The sequence below is a fragment of the Nonomuraea sp. NPDC003709 genome (assembly GCF_040610775.1).
GTDB classification, from domain to species: domain Bacteria; phylum Actinomycetota; class Actinomycetes; order Streptosporangiales; family Streptosporangiaceae; genus Nonomuraea; species Nonomuraea angiospora_A.
The window spans coordinates 752,874-768,015 of the sequence record NZ_JBEXMW010000003.1; the positions used below are offsets into that span (position 1 = coordinate 752,874).

Genomic DNA, 15,142 nt, shown 5'->3' on the forward strand with positions numbered 1-15,142 from the left:
CAAGATCTCGGTGCCCGGCGCACCCTGACGCCCGCCTTATCGCCGCAGGCCGCGACGGTCGCGCCCCGGGCGGAACAGCCGGAAAAATCTAGCCGGCCATCGCCGCGATGCCCGACGTCAGCATGGCGATCACCGATTCGAACAGCTCGTCGGGCGGCTCCGCCGCGGCCTCCCCGGCCAGGCGCCGCAGGTGCGGCAGCTCCGCCGACGCCGGCAGCCCCGTCCAGCTCGCCGGGTCGGCGCCGGCCGGCGGATGGTCGTGCCAGGAGTCCCAGACCTCGGCGAACCCGGCGATCTGCAGGACGGTGATCGTCCAGGCCCGGTACGCGTCCTGCGGCGCCAGCCCGATGTCCAGGAAGAAGCCCACGAGCGCGTCGTCGGCACGCAGATGGCCGGGCGCCACCAGGTAGGTGAGGTCCTCCGTGTGGGCCAGGGCCAGCATGCCGCGGTGCGAGCGGTACCAGCCCCGCAGCTCCCTGCAGTAGTCGCCCAGGCTCTCCCGCCAGCGCGCCGGGTCCAGGCGCGGCCGCGGCCGGTCGGCCTGGCAGACGGCCATCACCTCGCGCAGCAGGTCGTCCCGGTCGGCCACGTAGTTGTACAGGGCCCGCGGCGAGACCTCGAGCTCGGCGGCGACGTTGCGCATGGTCAGCTCGGCCGGACCGGACGCGCCGAGGATCCGCAGGGCGGCGCGGGCGATGCGCTCCCTGGTCAGGGTGGGTCTGCCCTTCCGCGATTCGGGACGCCTGCGCCGTTCTTGCACGGGAACATGCTAGCCAGGCGCTTGAACTTCACACAGCGTTGACTTTAAGCCGCCAGACCTCCCAGACTTAGGTGAGCCTGACCAAGGAGGAGCGGCATGGATTGGTCCCTCGTTGTCGGTTACGCGCTCGCCTACGGGCTGGTGATGAGCGTGCTCTTCACTGCCGGGGTGTTCGCCGGGGCGGCGTTGAGCAGGGATTTCCTGCTCAACGACTACCCGGAGGCCGTCCAGGAGCGCTACGGCAGGCCCAAGAGCGAGCGGGGCCGGCGGGTGGCGTTGTGGTTCGGGGTGATCTTCTGGGGCGGGTGCTGCCTGCCGCTCATGGCGGGGGCGATTCTGCACCTGCGGTCGGCGCTGGGCTCGGACCTGGGGTTCGCGGCGGCGGCGGTGGCCGGGGCGGTCATGTTCGCCACGCTGTCGCTGTTCGACCTGGTGGTGCTCGACTGGATCGTGCTCGTGGGGCTGCGGCCCGGGCTCCTGGTGCTGCCGGGCACCGAGGGCATGCCCGAGTACCGCGACCTGGGCTTCCACGCGGTCGAGGCACTCAAGGGCAGCCCGTTGGTCGTGGTCGTGGGGCTGGCCGTCGGAGGCGTGGTCGCGCTGGCCGAGGCGCTCGCCTGAACGATCAATCGCTAGACTGGCCGGGACAACATCAACTCAAGCTTGTCAGCGCCTGGTAGGTCGGTGGAGCGCGCTGGCGTGCTCGCTCGGTCGCGAGCACGGCCAGTCACGCCTCCGGGAGAGATCGCGGCCGTGTACGGACCGAGCACCGTACCGAAAGGACCGCAATGTCCACCGACCAGTTCGGGCTCTCCGGCGGCGAATACGTTCCCGACCCCGATGGCGACACCGCCCTCCTCCTCGACGGCTTCTACGACCATCTCGCCCGCGAGCACGGCGATCTCGTCGCCGCCATGCGGGCACGTCACGAGGAGCTCGAAGCGGCGAACCGGCACCTGATCGTCGACGAGCCCGCCCGCCACAACCTGCGCATGACCCTGGCCCTCGTGGCCGCTTACGAGCTGCTGCTGCCCAGGCTGGGCCGGCCGGCGACGATCGACGCCGTGCGCGCGGCGTTCGTCGAGCCGCTCGGCGAGGCCACCCGGCAGGGCACCCTGGCCATGCTGGACACCGCTCCCGACCCCTTCCTGGCCATGGTGGCGGTGTCCAGGTCGCGCGAGGAGCACGCGTTCGGCAAGGGGTTCGTCTTCGACCGGCCGGCCGACGACGACCGGCGCTACCACGTCGACGTCCGCCGGTGCTTCTACCACGACGTGCTGACCGCCAACGGGGCTCCCGAGCTGACCCCGGTCATGTGCGCGTTCGACGCCAACTGGATCGAGGCCATCGAGCCTGGCAGGCACGGCTTCGCATTCGAGCGCCGCACCACCATCGGCCTGGGCGGCAGCCACTGCCCGTTCCACTTCACCCGCAACCAGGGCTGACCCGGTAGGGGCGGGCCCGCGTCCGGACGCGGGCCCGCCTCGCTTGCGTACGCCACTCCCTTGTGCGTACAGTGTTCGCATAACGAGGACGACGTACTCGCGGTCTGGGAGAGTCTGATGCAAGCACGTGATTCGCGCCGCTGGCTGATCCTGGTGGTGCTGTGTCTCAGCACGCTCGTGCTGGTGATCGACAACATGGTGCTCTCGGTGGCGATCCCGCCGCTGACCGCCGACCTGGGGGCGAGCGCGCAGGACATCCAGTGGATCCTGGACTCGTACATCCTGGTCTTCGCCGGGTTGCTGCTGACGGCGGGCAGCCTGTCCGACCGGTTCGGCAGGCGCAGGGTCATGGTCATCGGGCTGGCCCTGTTCGGGGTGGCCTCGCTGGCGGCCGCCTACGCCGCCGATCCGGTGACGCTGATCGCCGCCCGCACGGTGATGGGCATCGGCGGCGCGCTCATCATGCCGAGCACCCTGTCGATCCTGATCACCGTGTTCGACGAGCAGGAGAGGCGCAAGGCGATGGCCGCCTGGAGCGCGGTCGCCATGGTCGGCCTGGTCGGCGGGCCGGTGCTGGGCGGCGCGCTGATCGCCTGGTTCTGGTGGGGCGCCGTCTTCCTGATCAACGTGCCGATCGCGGCGCTGGCCATCGTCGCCTCGCTGGTGCTCATGCCCGAGTCCAAGGGTCCGCAGACCAAGCCGGACCCGATCGGCGCCGTGCTGTCGGTGGCCGGCATGTCGGCGCTGGTCTGGACGATCATCGAGCTGCCGCACGGCCTGTCCGTGCCGGCGCTGGCCGTGGCGGTCGTCGGGCTCGCCGGGTTCGTGATCTGGGAGCTGCGTACGCCGCACCCCATGGTCCCGCTCCGCCTGTTCCGCAACCGCACCTTCAGCGGCGGCAGCTTCTCGCTCACCCTGGTCCAGATCGGCAACGGCGGCCTGCTGCTGGTGCTCACCCAGTACCTGCAGTACGTCCTCGGCTACACGCCCACCGAGTCGGGCCTGGCCTTCATCCCGATGGCCGTCGCCTCCCTGGCCTGCAACACCCTCGGCGCGACCCTCGGCGCGCGGATCGGCAACCGTCGGCTGATCGTCACCGGGTTCGCCGTGAGCGCCGGCGGATTCGCGCTGCTGAGCACCCTCGACACGTCGAGCGGCCTGGCCACCGCGGCCGTTTCGCTGCTCCTCATGGGAGCCGGCGGCGGCTTGGCCATGCCCGCCGCTGTCTCCGCCCTCATGGGCACGATCCCGGCCGAGCACGCCGGCGTCGGCTCGGCACTGAACGACACCATCCAGCAGGCCGGCGCCGCCCTCGGCATCGCCGTCCTGGGCAGCGTGCTCGCCAGCGCCTACACCGCGGCCATGCCCGCGACCGCGCCGGCGGCGGCCCGCCTCTCGATCGGGAGCGCGCTCGGCCTCGGCGACGCCGGGATCGCGGCCGCCGCCCGCGACGCCTTCACCACGGCCATGTCGTCCGCCTTCCTCATCAGCGCCGCCGGCGTGGTGGCGGCCGCCGTACTGGCCCTGCTGGTGATGCCCAAGAAGACCGCCTCGATCTAAGGAGAATGATCATGAACCTGAACTGGAACGCCACCGGTGACTGGGGCACGCTGGACTCGACCGGCCGCGGCTTCTACGTCGAGCACTGGCAGCGGCGGCTCGACGAGCTGTGCGCCGCCCACCACGTGCCCGGCGCCACCCTGGCCGTGCTGACCGGCGGGAACATCCACGAGCTGGCCACCGGCGTGCTGAACCGCGCGACCGGCGTGCCGACGACCCCCGACTCGGTGTTCCTGTCCGGCTCGATCGCCAAGGTCCACACCGCGACGCTGGTCATGCGGCTCGTCGGTGAGGGCCGGCTGGACCTGGACGCCCGGGTGGTGGACGTGCTGCCGGAGTTCGCCACTCCCGACGAGGAGGCCACCAAGGTGATCACCGTCCGGCAGCTGCTCAGCCACACCGGCGGGGTCACCAACGACTTCAATCACGACTCGGGCCGGGGCGACGACTGCCTGGCCAAGTACGTCGAGGCGGCCCGGGGCGTGGCCCTGGACTGCCGGCCCGGCACGGCCGTCTCCTACGGCGGCCTCGGCTACGTCGTGCTCGGCCGCCTCGTCGAGGTGCTGACCGGCAAGACCTGGGACGAGGCGCTGCGGGACCTGGTGTTCACGCCGCTCGGGCTCGAACGCTCCATGACGCTGCCGGAGGAGGCGCTGCGGTTCCGCGCGGCGATGAGCCACCTGGGGGAGCCGGGCCAGGACCCCGACCCGGCGCCCGTCTGGGACATGATGCCGCGCTCGGCCGGCCCGTACGGGCGGATCATCACCTCGTCCGGCGACCTCGTCCGCTTCGCTCAGATGCACCTGGCCGGTGGCCTGGCCCCCGACGGCACACGCGTGATGCCCGCGGACGCGGTGGCGGCCATGCAGCGGCGCGAGGTGGACGTCCCGGACAAGTGGACCGTCAGCGCGGACGGCTGGGGCCTGGGCTGGACTCTCTACGACTGGGACGGCATCTTCGGCTACGGCCACGACGGCGCCGCCATCGGCCAGTACGCCTACCTGCGCGTCGTTCCGCAGGCCGGCGTGGCCGTCGCGCTCATGACCAACGGGGGCGGGGCCCGGCAGGTGTACGCCGCCCTGTTCCGCGAGCTGCTGGCCGAGCTGGCCGGGGTACGCATGCCGGACGCGTTCGGCCCGCCGGCGCAGCCGATCACGGTGGACATGGCGCCGTTCGTGGGCACGTACAAACGCGAGGGCGTCGTCATCACGATCAGCCCGAGCCGGATCCGGTACGAGTTCGTCGACGGCATGAAGGACCTGTCGCCGCCGCTGGAGGCCGATCTGACCCCGGTCTCGGAGACGGTGTTCGCGGCCTCGGGCATCGGGGCTTCGTTCAGCGAGGACTACATGCCCGTCGTCTTCTCGACCCTGCCCGACGGGACCCCGGTGTGCTACGTCGGGATGCGCGCCACGCCAAAGGTGTCCGGCTGACCGACGGCGGGCGCACCCAGCCGACCGACGGCACTGCCTGGCGTCGAGCAGCCCGCCACCGGGGCTCCTTGCCGCTGAGCCACCGGCGTTGGGCCGCCTGCCATCGACCCGCCCGCCATCGACCCGCCCGCCACGGGGTCGCTTGCTGCGGGGTCGCTCGCCGCCGGGCCTCATGCCGTCAGGCCGTTTGCCGTTGGGGCCCGGACCGTTGGGTGGGGGCAGGGGCGTCGTGGGGTCAGACGCGGAGCAGGGACGGCCAGGTCTTCGGGCCGACGACGCCGTCCGCGCCGATGCCCTCCGCCTGCTGGAAGCCGCGGACCAGCTCGACCAGCCCCGGGTCGCAGCGGGTGGACTTGAGCCAGTCCTCCAGCCCCACCTGCGCGTAAGCGGACACGGGAACTCGGCCCCGGGCGAACAGGCAGCCTCTGACGGTCTTGACGTCAAAGCTGTCGTCACCCGGCCGGACCATAGGCAGTTGCTTCACGATCTCCTCCGTCCAGGACGATGGGTCAGGCGCGGGGGCGCCTTGGATGAGGGCGGCGACGGCCGCCCGGAAGTCGTTCATGTCGATGGAGTGCGGGTCAGGCTTGGAGGTGTTGACCTCCCGGTGCGCCTTCACGCGCGAGGCGGGCAGCCCGAACTCGCGGCACAGCTCCGCGCACAGCCGGATGTACGCGTCCTTCTGGACGTCGGGCCAGGGCTGGGTGCCGTCGTTCTCGGCCTCGATGCCGAGGGACGCGGAGTTGGTGTGCATCGTCGACGTCGAAGGGGCGTTGTGCCAGCAACGCCCGGCGGCGATGACGTAGATGTGGCCGGATCTCCCGAGCCCGAACTGGGACAGCGGCCCGTCGAGGCCGGGGCGGCCGTCGCGGACCACCGCGAGCGACGGGTAGTCGCCGCCGCCGGCGGGGCCCGCGGTGTGGTGGCACACGACGCCCTGCACCTGGGGCTGCGGGCCGTGGCCGCGGGTCTGCCACCCGGCCACTTCGGTCACGGGGAATCCTGTGCGGCGGGCGACGTCGGCCAGCTGGGTCAGGTACGGCATAGGGGACCTCCCTCAAGCTTTTCGATGAGTCTCGCAACCGCCGATTAACGAAAAGTAGTCATGAGATTGCTATATGTGATCACAGCAGGGTAAAGGCGTGATCGCCGCGCTGAGCGGGGTTTCGGGGCGACACGGCACCGTCGCGCGGGCGATGGGCTGGGAGACGTCGTTGCTGGTCAGACGTCCTGTGCGGATCCATCGCCGGGTGCTGCGGGCGGTGACGGGGTGGATGACTACGGCTTTCCTGGTGATGCGAGAGCGGATGCTGACGGATCTTTAGCATGCCCTACTTGCCCGCGATCGAGGGAATCGAACGGGGGATGCGCGATGCCCCAGCTCAGCCCGAGACGGCCCGCCAGGGCGCCGGTACGGTGGCCGCGTAGGCGACCTCGCGAGCCCCCGTGAACGCGGCCAGCTCGGTCACCGCCGCCCCGACGGCCCGGACGGAGACCTCGTCGCCCGGGAGGCCGGGCTCCGGGAACAGGCCCTCGATCTCCAGCACCTGCTTGCGCCGGTCGAAGCGGGGCACCAGTCGCCCGATGAGCCGCTCGCCGTGCAGGATCGGCATGATGTAGTAGCCGTAGAGCCGCTTGTGCTTGGGCACGTACATCTCCGTACGGAACTCGAAGCCCCACAGCCGCTCGGTGCGCGCCCGATCGCAGATGAGGTTGTCGAACGGCGACAGCAGCGTGGTGCGCGACTGCCACTCGCGCTCCAGCAGCCCGAGGACGTCACGGTGCACGTGCCAGCGCTCGGTGCCGCCCTCGACCTCGGCGGGCACCACGCGGCCGGAGCGCTGGAGCTCGTCCAGGACCTCGGGGAGCTCGGGATAGCGGTCGCGGATGAAGTGGCGCTCGATGTCGGCCACGCGGGCCACGCCGAGGGCGCGCAGCGCGTGCTCGGCCGCCAGTGACACCGCCTCCCGCCGGGGCAGCGGCGTGGCGTCGGCCCAGGCGGGCAGCCAGCGCTCGGCCAGGTCCCAGTGGCGGGTGCGGCCCGCCCGGCCGGCCACCATGATGTTGCCCTGGAACCACAGGAAGTCGAGCATCCGCTCGACGCTGCGGCCGTTGGTCCACCCGCTCGACTGCCAGGGCACGCTCGTGAGGTCGTCGAACGCCCCCGGAGGCAGCGGTCCGGCCGTGCGTAAGCGGTCGAGGACGTGCTGCCGCAGCCCGTCGTTGGCCTCCATCCAGCCGCGCACCCGCTGCGCGTGCGGGGACTCGCCCGTCGCGTAGCCGCGCATCATGACGTGGTGGATCGGATAGTCCTCCGCCAGCACGATCGACGCGGCGTGCGCCCAGTATTCGAAGAGCCAGCGCTCCTGCCACAGCAGCGTGTCGAGGTCGGCGCGGTCGTAGCCGCCGAGCCTGCTCCAGAGCACCAGGAAGTGGCTGCGGGCCACCGCGTCGATCGGGTCGAGCTGCAGGCACCGCAGCGTGCGCAGCACCTGCCGCAGCCCGTCGAGGCCGCCGCCGGGGCGCGGGCCGGCCAGGTGCTGGCACGTCACCGCCAGGCGTCGCGCGCTCTCCAGGCTGAGGGCCAGCGGGTTCGGCATGCCGGCAGTTTACTCGAAAACACGTTCGTACGAGACGGGTTCAGAGCATCTTCGACAGCGTCTCGGCGCCCACGGCGAGCAGCGTCACGGCCACCGAGACCACGGCCACGACGAGGAACGGAACGGCCCTGGAATCGGCGCTGTTCGACGTCGTATATTCCTGCACGAATCTGGAGCAGACCGTGACGCAGCCGATGGCGCCCGTCACGATCACACCGGCGACGCTCGTCCCCCCGATCATGTCGGCGACCAGGAAGAAGTAGATCAGCTCGAAGACGACCAGCGTGATCGCCGTGACCGGTCCCCACTCCCGCCACACCGAGCGGCGCTGCGCGGCGTCCGCCCTGGCCTGGTGCGCCATCCGTCGGCGCTGCCGCTGGGTCAGGCGCCGGCGCTTCTCCGGAGGCACCGACACGAACCTGACCGCCTGCCGGCGGGCGCGCCTTCTCAGCCGCCGCTCACTCGTGACCATGTCCGCCTTTCCCCCGGGAACCCCGTTTGATGAGAAAACGAGTCAGGCGAACGCGGGGTTCCGGTCAGAGCCGGCGCAGGCCGCGGATCAGCGCGTCGAGCGCGGCGGGGTAGGAGTGGGCCGGCGGCGTGGCGTACCCGACGACCAGCGACGGCGGGTGCCGGTCGCGGTCGCCGCGCATGTACTCGCCCAGCGGGTGCACGTCGACCGAGGTCGCCCGCGCCGCCTCCACGATGGCCCGCTCCGACGGCGCGGAGGGCAGTTCGAGCAGGGCGTGCAGGCCGGCGTCGATGCCGCGTACCCGGACGTCCGGCAGGCCGGATCGCACGGCGGCGACCAGCGTGTCCCGGCGCCGCTGGTAGCCGCGGCGCATCGTGCGCAGGTGGCGGTCGTAGTCGCCCAGCTCGATCATGCGCGCGAGGGCCAGCTGCTCCAGGGGCCGGGTCTCGCGCGCCCGCCGCTTGGCCTCCGTGAGCGGCTCCAGCAGCAGCGGTGGGCAGGCGATCCAGCCCAGCCGGACGGCGGGGCCGATGGTCTTGCTGGTCGAGCCCGCGTACACGATCCTGGACGGGCGGCGCGACTGGAGCGCGGCGATCGGATGCCGGTCATAGCGAAACTCGCCGTCGTAGTCGTCCTCGACGATCCAGCCGAGGCTGTCGTCCGCCCATTCCAGCAGCTCGGAGCGGCGCTCCGGCGCCATGCTCACACCCAGCGGGAACTGGTGCGCCGGCGTGCAGACGGCCACCTCGGCGCCCGAGTCGCGCAGCGCGTCCACGCGCAGGCCCGCCGCGTCCACGGGGACGGCGGCGACGCGCAGCCGGCCGGCCAGGAGGCGGACGTGGTCGCCGATGGCCGGGTCCTCCATGCCCGCCGTACGCACGCCCAGCTCGGTGAAGACCTCCGCGAGCAGGCCGAGCGCCTGCGTGTACCCGGAGCAGACGATCAGGTTCGCGGGATCGACCCGGACGCCGCGGGTCCGGCCGAGATACGACGCCAGCGCCGTGCGCAGCTCGATGCGCCCCCGCGGGTCACCGAACCCGAACACCTCGGTCGGCGCCTCCCGCAGGACGTGCCGCATCGCCCGGGCCCACGCCTCGCGGGGGAACGCGTACGCGTCCGGCCGCCCGGGCCGCAGGTCGTAGCGCCCCGACGCGGCCTCTGCCGAGCCCGCCGACCTCCCGGAACGAGCCGGGGCCTCCGCGGTGCCCGCCGCCACGCGGGTGCCCGAGCCCTGCCGCGCCGTCAGCCAGCCCTCGGCCACCAGCTGCTCGTACGCCTGCGTCACCGTCCCCCGCGACAGCCCCAGCTGGGAGGCGAGATCGCGGCTCGACGGCAGGCGCGTGCCGGCCACGAGCCGCCCGCCGCGGATCGCGGACCGCAGCGCCTCCTCCAGCGCCCTGCCACGAGAACCCCAGCCGGGCAGCTCCAGCAGGAGCTCGGGCCCGAGCGCGTCGGTCATGTGAATGGTCCAATTTTCCGGCCGATGACTGGACCATAATACTGGGACAGTTGTCTCCTAGCCTGGCCGTGCGAGCGTCGATCCGCCCGACCGCCCACGCCGCCCACGCCGCCCAACGCAAGGAAACCTCCGCATGCACGTCTTCGTCGCCGGTGCCGCCGGCGCCATCGGCCGTTACCTCGTCCCCCTGCTGGTCGAGGCCGGTCACCGCGTCACGGGCAGCTCCCGTAGCGACTCCGGCCTCGACCGGCTGCGCGCCCAGGGCGCCGGCGCCGTACGGCTGGACGTCTTCGACGCCGAGGCGGTCGCCCGCGCGGTGGCCGAGGCCGCGCCCGACGCGATCGTCCACCAGCTGACCGCGCTGAACGGCGGCACCCCCGCCGACAACGGCCGCATCCGCAGGATCGGCACCCGCAACCTGGTCGACGCCGCCAAGCGGGCCGGCGTGCGCCGCATCGTCGCCCAGTCCATCGCCTGGGCGTACGAGGCGGGCGACGCCCCGGCCACGGAGGACACGCCACTGGACGTGACCGCGCCCGCGCCGCGCTCGGGCGTGGTCGGCGGCGTCCGGGCGCTCGAAGAGGCCGTCGCGGAGCTGGACGAGCACGTCGTGCTGCGCTACGGCCTCTTCTACGGACCCGGCACGTGGTACCGGCCCGGCGGCCTCGTGGCGGACGTGCTGCGCAACGGCGGCCCCACCGACGACCCGGCCTCGGTCTTCCTCAGCGGCCTGGCCGCCGACGCCGCGGTCAGCTCGTTCGTGCACGTCGAGGACGCGGCCGAGGCGACCGTCGCCGCGCTGCGCTGGCCGAGCGGGACCGTCAACATCGTGGACGACGAGCCCGCGCCCGCCCGCGAGTGGCTGCCCGCGCTGGCCGCCGCCGTCGGGGCTCCCGCCCCCGCTCCCACCGACGGGCGGGCCGGCTGGCAGCGCGGCGCCGACAACGGCCTCGCCCGCTCGCTCGGGTGGCGGCCGCGGCATGCCACCTGGCGCACCGGGTTCGGGAGCTAGAGGCTGACCTCGCGTTGTCCGGATGTGGCCGGACTCGCCCCCGGTCTCGCGCGCACCATGTTCCGGGTACGCGACATCGGGAGGTCCACCTTGCAACCGCCGCTCTTCCTGGAGACGGACCCGGCCGTGGAGGAGCCGGGGTTCGATCCCACGTTCGCTGGCGCGCGCCGCATCCGGCTCGACGCCACCTCATGGGTCGAGCACGTCCCCGGCTGGCTGCGCGGCAGCCGGCACCTGCTCGACTCGCTGCTGGAGAAGGCCGGCTGGGAGCAGCGCGACCGCTGGATGTTCGACAAGAAGTACGTCGAACCGCGGCTCACCGCCGAGTACACCGACCTGGCCGAGGTGCCCGAGCCCCTGCTCCTCGCGATCACCGCCGCGCTGTCGGAGCATTACGGCGTCCCGTACGACGGGCTCTGGGTGAACCTCTACCGCGACCACCGCGACAGCACCGGGTGGCACGGCGACTGGCAGACGTGCAGGCGCGACGAGTGCGTGGTCCCGGTGCTCAGCCTCGGGGCGACCCGGCGGTTTCTGCTCAAGCCGAGGACCGGCGGGCGCAGCGTCGCGCTGACGCCGGCCGGTGGGGATCTGGTGGTGATGGGCGGGCGCTGCCAGCGCGACTGGCGGCACTGCGTGCCCAAGCAGACGGCTCCGGCCGGGGTCCGGATCAGCGTCAACTTCTCCAGCCGCCTCCAGGCCACGCGCGCATGACGTACATCTAGGACATGACCACGTACTCCGCCGTCGTCACCACCGGCATCTACTGCCGGCCTGGTTGCGGAGCCAAGCCGTTGCTCCGCAACACGCGCACGTACGAGCACCCGGCCGCCGCCGAGGCCGCGGGGTTCCGGGCGTGCCTGCGCTGCCGGCCGTACCGGGTGGCGGCCTCGATCGAGGCCGGCGCGCCCGAGCTGGTCTGCCGGGCGTGGCAGCTGATCATCGACGGCGTGCTGGACGGCGGCACCGAGGCGGCGCTGGCGGCGCGCATCGGCATGTCGCCGCGGCACCTGCGCCGGCTGTTCCTCAGGTATCTGGGCGCGACGCCCGACCAGCTCGCGCGTTCGCGGCGGGCGCACTTCGCCCGGCGGCTCCTGGACGACTCCGAGCTGACGGTGCTCGACGTGGCCTTCGCCTCGGGGTTCGGGAGCCTGCGGCAGTTCAACCGGATCATGCGGGAGGTGTTCCGCGCCGCGCCGTCCGACCTGCGCGAGCGGCGGCGGCGCGCCGACCGGCTGGTGGCCGACGGCGGGCTGGTGCTGCGGCTGCCGTTCGTGCCCGGCTACGACTGGGCCGCCGTGCGGGACTTCCTCGCCGTACGGGCCGTGCCGGGGGTCGAGGAGGTGGACGGCGACACCTATCGGCGCACGATCACGGTGGACGGTGCGCCCGGGGTGCTGGAGGTGTCGCCGGGCGGCGAGGGACACCTGCTGCTGCGGGCCCACCTGCCGTACTGGGAGGGGCTGATCCACGTGGTGGGGCAGGTCACGCGGCTGCTCGGCGTGGAGGCCGACCACGGGGCGGGGGTGGCGGCGCTGTCGGCCGATCCGGTGCTCGGACCGCTGGTACGGGCCCGCCCGGGGCTCGTCGTGCCGGGGGCCTGGAGCGCTCTGGAAGTCGGGGTACGGGCCGTGCTCGGGCGCGGCAGGACACCGGGGGAGACGGCGGACCGGCTCGGGGCGCTCGTGGCCACGCTGGGGACGAGGGTGCCCGGGCTGCCGGGCGGCCTCACGCACACCTTCCCGGAGGCGACCGCGATCGCGACGGAGGCGTCCGTGGTCGGGGCGCTCGCGGCCGACGTGGCCGGTGAGCACGAAGCGCTCGGTCACGGCACGGGCCCGGACACGATGGCGGCCCTGCCGTACGCGGATCGCGACCTACGCCACGACCTGGCCTTCCGGCTCGGGCACCCCGACGCGTTCCCCCTGGCCGACCCCTCTCTCCGCGCCGCACTCGACGATCTCGGCCTCGACCCCGCCGCCTGCCTGGAACGGTGGCGCCCCTGGAGCTCGCTGGCAACGGCCCACCTGATGGCCCACGGCGACGCCCTCCAGCTCGCGCCCCACCCCCGCGAGCTCGCGCCCCACCCCGCAAGCCTGCGCCCCACCCCCCGCTAGTCCGCGCCCCACCAGCCGCGGCGGGCGGCGAGCAGCCCGGCCTGGAAGCGGGTGCGCGCGCCGAGCCGGTCCATCAGCTCGCTGACCCGCCGATGCACGGTCCGCAGGCTCACGCCGAGCTGGCGCGCGACCGCCTCGTCCTTGAGCCCGGCGGCGAGCAGCGTGAACAGCTCCGGGTCGGGCAGCTCGGCCGGGCCGGAGGGGAGCGTCGCGAGCGGCTTGGCGGGCAGCGGCAGCGCCGACCGCCACAGGACCTCGAACAGCGTGACCAGCGCGTCGAGCAACGTCGAGGAGTGCACGATGACCGCGCTGTCGGCGTGCGAGGTCGCGGCCGTGCTCAGCGGCAGGATGGCGGTCTTCCGGTCGGCGATGGCCAGCTTCATGGGGACCTCAGGGCTGATCCTGGCCTGCTCTCCGGCGGCCACGGCCTCCTGGGCGAGGCGCAGCTTGCCGGGGATCTCCAGGGCCGCGGCGTCGTAGATGCCGCGCACCAGGAGGCCGTGCGCGAGGCGGTCCATCTCGGCGACGTTCTGCTGGCCGGGGTCCTGCGCGTACGGCGGCCGGTCCAGCACCAGGAGCTCCTCGGTCGCGGTCTGCTGCAGTTGCGTGAACCGCTGCACCACCGCCGCCTGGCCCTGCACGACCTCGACCAGCTCCTCGGGGGCCTGGTTCTCCGTACGCGGCGTCTCGGCGAGCAGCGCGAGGGCGGCCAGCCGCGCCTGGGCCAGCCCTTCCTCCCGGCGCGAGATCAGGGCGGCCACCGCGACGTCGGGCCGGGTCGGCAGGAACCGGACCGGACGGCCCGCCATGCGGCTGACCAGGCCCAGCGCCTCCAGCCGGGAGCAGGCGCGGCGCAGGGCCACCGTGGTGCGGCCGGTGTGCGCGGCCAGCTCGGGCAGCGTGGCGCGGGGCCGGCGCAGCAGGTCGCGGTAGATCCGCTCGTCCTCGGCGTCCACCCCGACGGCGGCGAGTGCGTTCTCGTCCGTGTCCATGATCGGCAATTGTGTCAGATACCTGCCATGTCACAAATCCGCCCTTCGTCGGCCTAGCCCGGGCACTCCCGTGCCCGATAGGACGGATCCGTAAGTCCGGCCTGTTCGGGGAGGCAGTGTTGAAGAAGGCATTCACCATCGGAGTCGCGACCGCGCTTGTGGTCCTGTCGGCCGCCGGGCCCGCCGCCGCGGACGACGAGCCCTTCGGCCGCTGGCGTCAGCCGGCCTGCGGGACCGTCAACGGCGACGGCTCGGTGACGTACACGCGCAACGACGGCAGGACGATCGCGCCGACCAGCCAGGTGCTGCGGCCGGTCGTCTACACCACCGGGCTCGTCGCCCTCGACCGTCCTGACGAACTGCTCGCCATGTCGAACAACGCGCTGCTGACCTCGCAGGACGCGGGCTGCACCTGGGCGACGGTCGGCAAGGTGAACGGCAGGAACACCGAGCTGGTCGCGGCCCGCGGCGGCCGGGCCTACGCCTGGGACCGCGACGGCAACCTCACCCTCGCCACGTCCGGCGCCGTCACCCAGCTCACCTCACCCGCCGGCGAGGTGGCCGGGCTCGGCGTCGACCGCTACCGCGGCGACCGCCTGCGGGTCTCCGACGGCCGCGGGCAGCTCCACGAGTCGCGGGACGGCGGGCGCACCTGGCGGACCGTCGGGGCGCCCGCCTGGGCGCAGGGCGATCTCGTGCTGGTCTACACGGCGGTGTTCGACCCGTACGACCTGAACCACGTGGTGGTGGGCGGCTCCGACACCGGCGCCCGCGTCACCTTCGACGGCGGCCGGACCTGGACCGCCTCCACCGGCCTGAGCAAGAACGGCGGCAAGGTCAACGTGTTCAGCGCCGCGATCTCCCCGGCCGCCCCCAACGTCGTGTACGCGATGGGCCTCGACATCGGGGAGGCCGACGGGGGCGCGCCGTCCGGCGGGCGGCACATCTACCGCTCGTTCGACGGGGGCCGGCGCTTCGCCCCGGTCGTGGACCACGGCGACGGGGTCACCCTCGCCAACGGCCCGCTGCTCGCGCCCCACCCGACGGACCCGGGGGTGCTGTACTTCGACTTCGGCACGGGATGGGCGGCGACCGGCACCGACATCTACAAGTACGACGCCCGCCGGAACCAGGTCACCGTCAACCACAACGCCTACGACCGGGTCACCTCCATCGCGTTCAACCCGTCGAACCCCGGAGTGATGTACCTGGGTGTCGCCGAGGAGGTCTAGCGACCCGCCCCACCCCGCCGACGCCACCCCTGTCCTCTCAAAGATCCAGGCCACGTGCGG

General features: G+C 72.9%; 15 protein-coding genes. 9 read left to right on the plus strand and 6 right to left on the minus strand.

Going from position 1 to position 15,142, the window contains the following annotated elements; all coding sequences use genetic code 11:
• Nucleotides 1-88: 88 nt before the first annotated feature.
• A complete protein-coding gene (locus tag ABZX61_RS12180; protein WP_355193860.1) occupies nucleotides 89-760 on the minus strand; it encodes a TetR/AcrR family transcriptional regulator in 672 nt (223 codons plus the stop codon).
• A 96-nt stretch (nucleotides 761-856) separates the two neighbouring features.
• Here ABZX61_RS12180 and ABZX61_RS12185 point away from each other — a divergent pair, with 96 nt between their 5' ends.
• The 4 genes from ABZX61_RS12185 (at nucleotide 857) to ABZX61_RS12200 (ending at nucleotide 5,198) form a co-directional block, all read left to right on the plus strand.
• Nucleotides 857-1,381, plus strand: coding sequence for a hypothetical protein (locus ABZX61_RS12185; RefSeq protein ID WP_355193862.1), 525 nt, complete (start codon nucleotides 857-859; stop codon nucleotides 1,379-1,381).
• 167 nt (nucleotides 1,382-1,548) lie between these two features.
• Nucleotides 1,549-2,205 carry an L-2-amino-thiazoline-4-carboxylic acid hydrolase gene (locus tag ABZX61_RS12190; RefSeq protein ID WP_355193864.1) on the plus strand — a complete coding sequence of 219 codons (657 nt, stop codon included), beginning with the start codon at nucleotides 1,549-1,551 and terminating at the stop codon, nucleotides 2,203-2,205.
• 117 nt (nucleotides 2,206-2,322) lie between these two features.
• The gene (locus ABZX61_RS12195) at nucleotides 2,323-3,765 is read left to right on the plus strand and encodes an MFS transporter (protein WP_355193866.1); all 1,443 of its coding nucleotides are present in this window, start codon (nucleotides 2,323-2,325) and stop codon (nucleotides 3,763-3,765) included.
• An 11-nt stretch (nucleotides 3,766-3,776) separates the two neighbouring features.
• A complete protein-coding gene (locus ABZX61_RS12200; RefSeq protein WP_355193868.1) occupies nucleotides 3,777-5,198 on the plus strand; it encodes a serine hydrolase domain-containing protein in 1,422 nt (473 codons plus the stop codon).
• A 235-nt stretch (nucleotides 5,199-5,433) separates the two neighbouring features.
• On the opposite strand, the gene ABZX61_RS12205 is transcribed toward ABZX61_RS12200, so the two are convergent.
• On the minus strand, nucleotides 5,434-6,243 hold the full coding sequence (locus ABZX61_RS12205; RefSeq protein ID WP_355193870.1) for an N-acetylmuramoyl-L-alanine amidase: 810 nt from the start codon (nucleotides 6,241-6,243) through the stop codon (nucleotides 5,434-5,436).
• Nucleotides 6,244-6,340: 97 nt separating this feature from the next.
• On the opposite strand from ABZX61_RS12205, the gene ABZX61_RS12210 reads away from it, so the two are divergent.
• On the plus strand, nucleotides 6,341-6,523 hold the full coding sequence (locus ABZX61_RS12210) for a hypothetical protein (protein ID WP_355193872.1): 183 nt from the start codon (nucleotides 6,341-6,343) through the stop codon (nucleotides 6,521-6,523).
• Nucleotides 6,524-6,580: 57 nt separating this feature from the next.
• Here ABZX61_RS12210 and ABZX61_RS12215 read toward each other — a convergent pair whose 3' ends face one another.
• The 3 genes from ABZX61_RS12215 to ABZX61_RS12225 form a co-directional block, all read right to left on the minus strand.
• Nucleotides 6,581-7,798 (minus strand): crosslink repair DNA glycosylase YcaQ family protein, encoded by a 1,218-nt coding sequence (locus ABZX61_RS12215; RefSeq protein WP_355193874.1) that lies wholly within the window; start codon nucleotides 7,796-7,798, stop codon nucleotides 6,581-6,583.
• Nucleotides 7,799-7,838: 40 nt separating this feature from the next.
• Nucleotides 7,839-8,270 carry a hypothetical protein gene (locus ABZX61_RS12220; protein WP_355193876.1) on the minus strand — a complete coding sequence of 144 codons (432 nt, stop codon included), beginning with the start codon at nucleotides 8,268-8,270 and terminating at the stop codon, nucleotides 7,839-7,841.
• 64 nt (nucleotides 8,271-8,334) lie between these two features.
• On the minus strand, nucleotides 8,335-9,729 hold the full coding sequence (locus ABZX61_RS12225) for a PLP-dependent aminotransferase family protein (RefSeq protein ID WP_355193878.1): 1,395 nt from the start codon (nucleotides 9,727-9,729) through the stop codon (nucleotides 8,335-8,337).
• Between the two features lie 133 nt (nucleotides 9,730-9,862).
• On the opposite strand from ABZX61_RS12225, the gene ABZX61_RS12230 reads away from it, so the two are divergent.
• From ABZX61_RS12230 to ABZX61_RS12240, 3 genes are all read left to right on the plus strand, one after another.
• The gene (locus tag ABZX61_RS12230) at nucleotides 9,863-10,741 is read left to right on the plus strand and encodes an NAD(P)-dependent oxidoreductase (RefSeq protein WP_355193880.1); all 879 of its coding nucleotides are present in this window, start codon (nucleotides 9,863-9,865) and stop codon (nucleotides 10,739-10,741) included.
• A gap of 90 nt (nucleotides 10,742-10,831) precedes the next feature.
• Complete coding sequence (locus ABZX61_RS12235; protein WP_355193882.1) at nucleotides 10,832-11,455, plus strand: alpha-ketoglutarate-dependent dioxygenase AlkB; 624 nt, start codon at nucleotides 10,832-10,834, stop codon at nucleotides 11,453-11,455.
• 14 nt (nucleotides 11,456-11,469) lie between these two features.
• Nucleotides 11,470-12,858, plus strand: coding sequence for an AlkA N-terminal domain-containing protein (locus tag ABZX61_RS12240; RefSeq protein WP_355193884.1), 1,389 nt, complete (start codon nucleotides 11,470-11,472; stop codon nucleotides 12,856-12,858).
• Here ABZX61_RS12240 and ABZX61_RS12245 read toward each other — a convergent pair.
• Nucleotides 12,855-13,850 (minus strand): helix-turn-helix transcriptional regulator, encoded by a 996-nt coding sequence (locus ABZX61_RS12245; protein ID WP_350723428.1) that lies wholly within the window; start codon nucleotides 13,848-13,850, stop codon nucleotides 12,855-12,857. The genes ABZX61_RS12240 and ABZX61_RS12245 overlap by 4 nt on opposite strands.
• A gap of 119 nt (nucleotides 13,851-13,969) precedes the next feature.
• Here ABZX61_RS12245 and ABZX61_RS12250 point away from each other — a divergent pair, with 119 nt between their 5' ends.
• A complete protein-coding gene (locus ABZX61_RS12250) occupies nucleotides 13,970-15,082 on the plus strand; it encodes a sialidase family protein (RefSeq protein WP_355193886.1) in 1,113 nt (370 codons plus the stop codon).
• The last annotated feature ends 60 nt before the right edge of the window (nucleotides 15,083-15,142 follow it).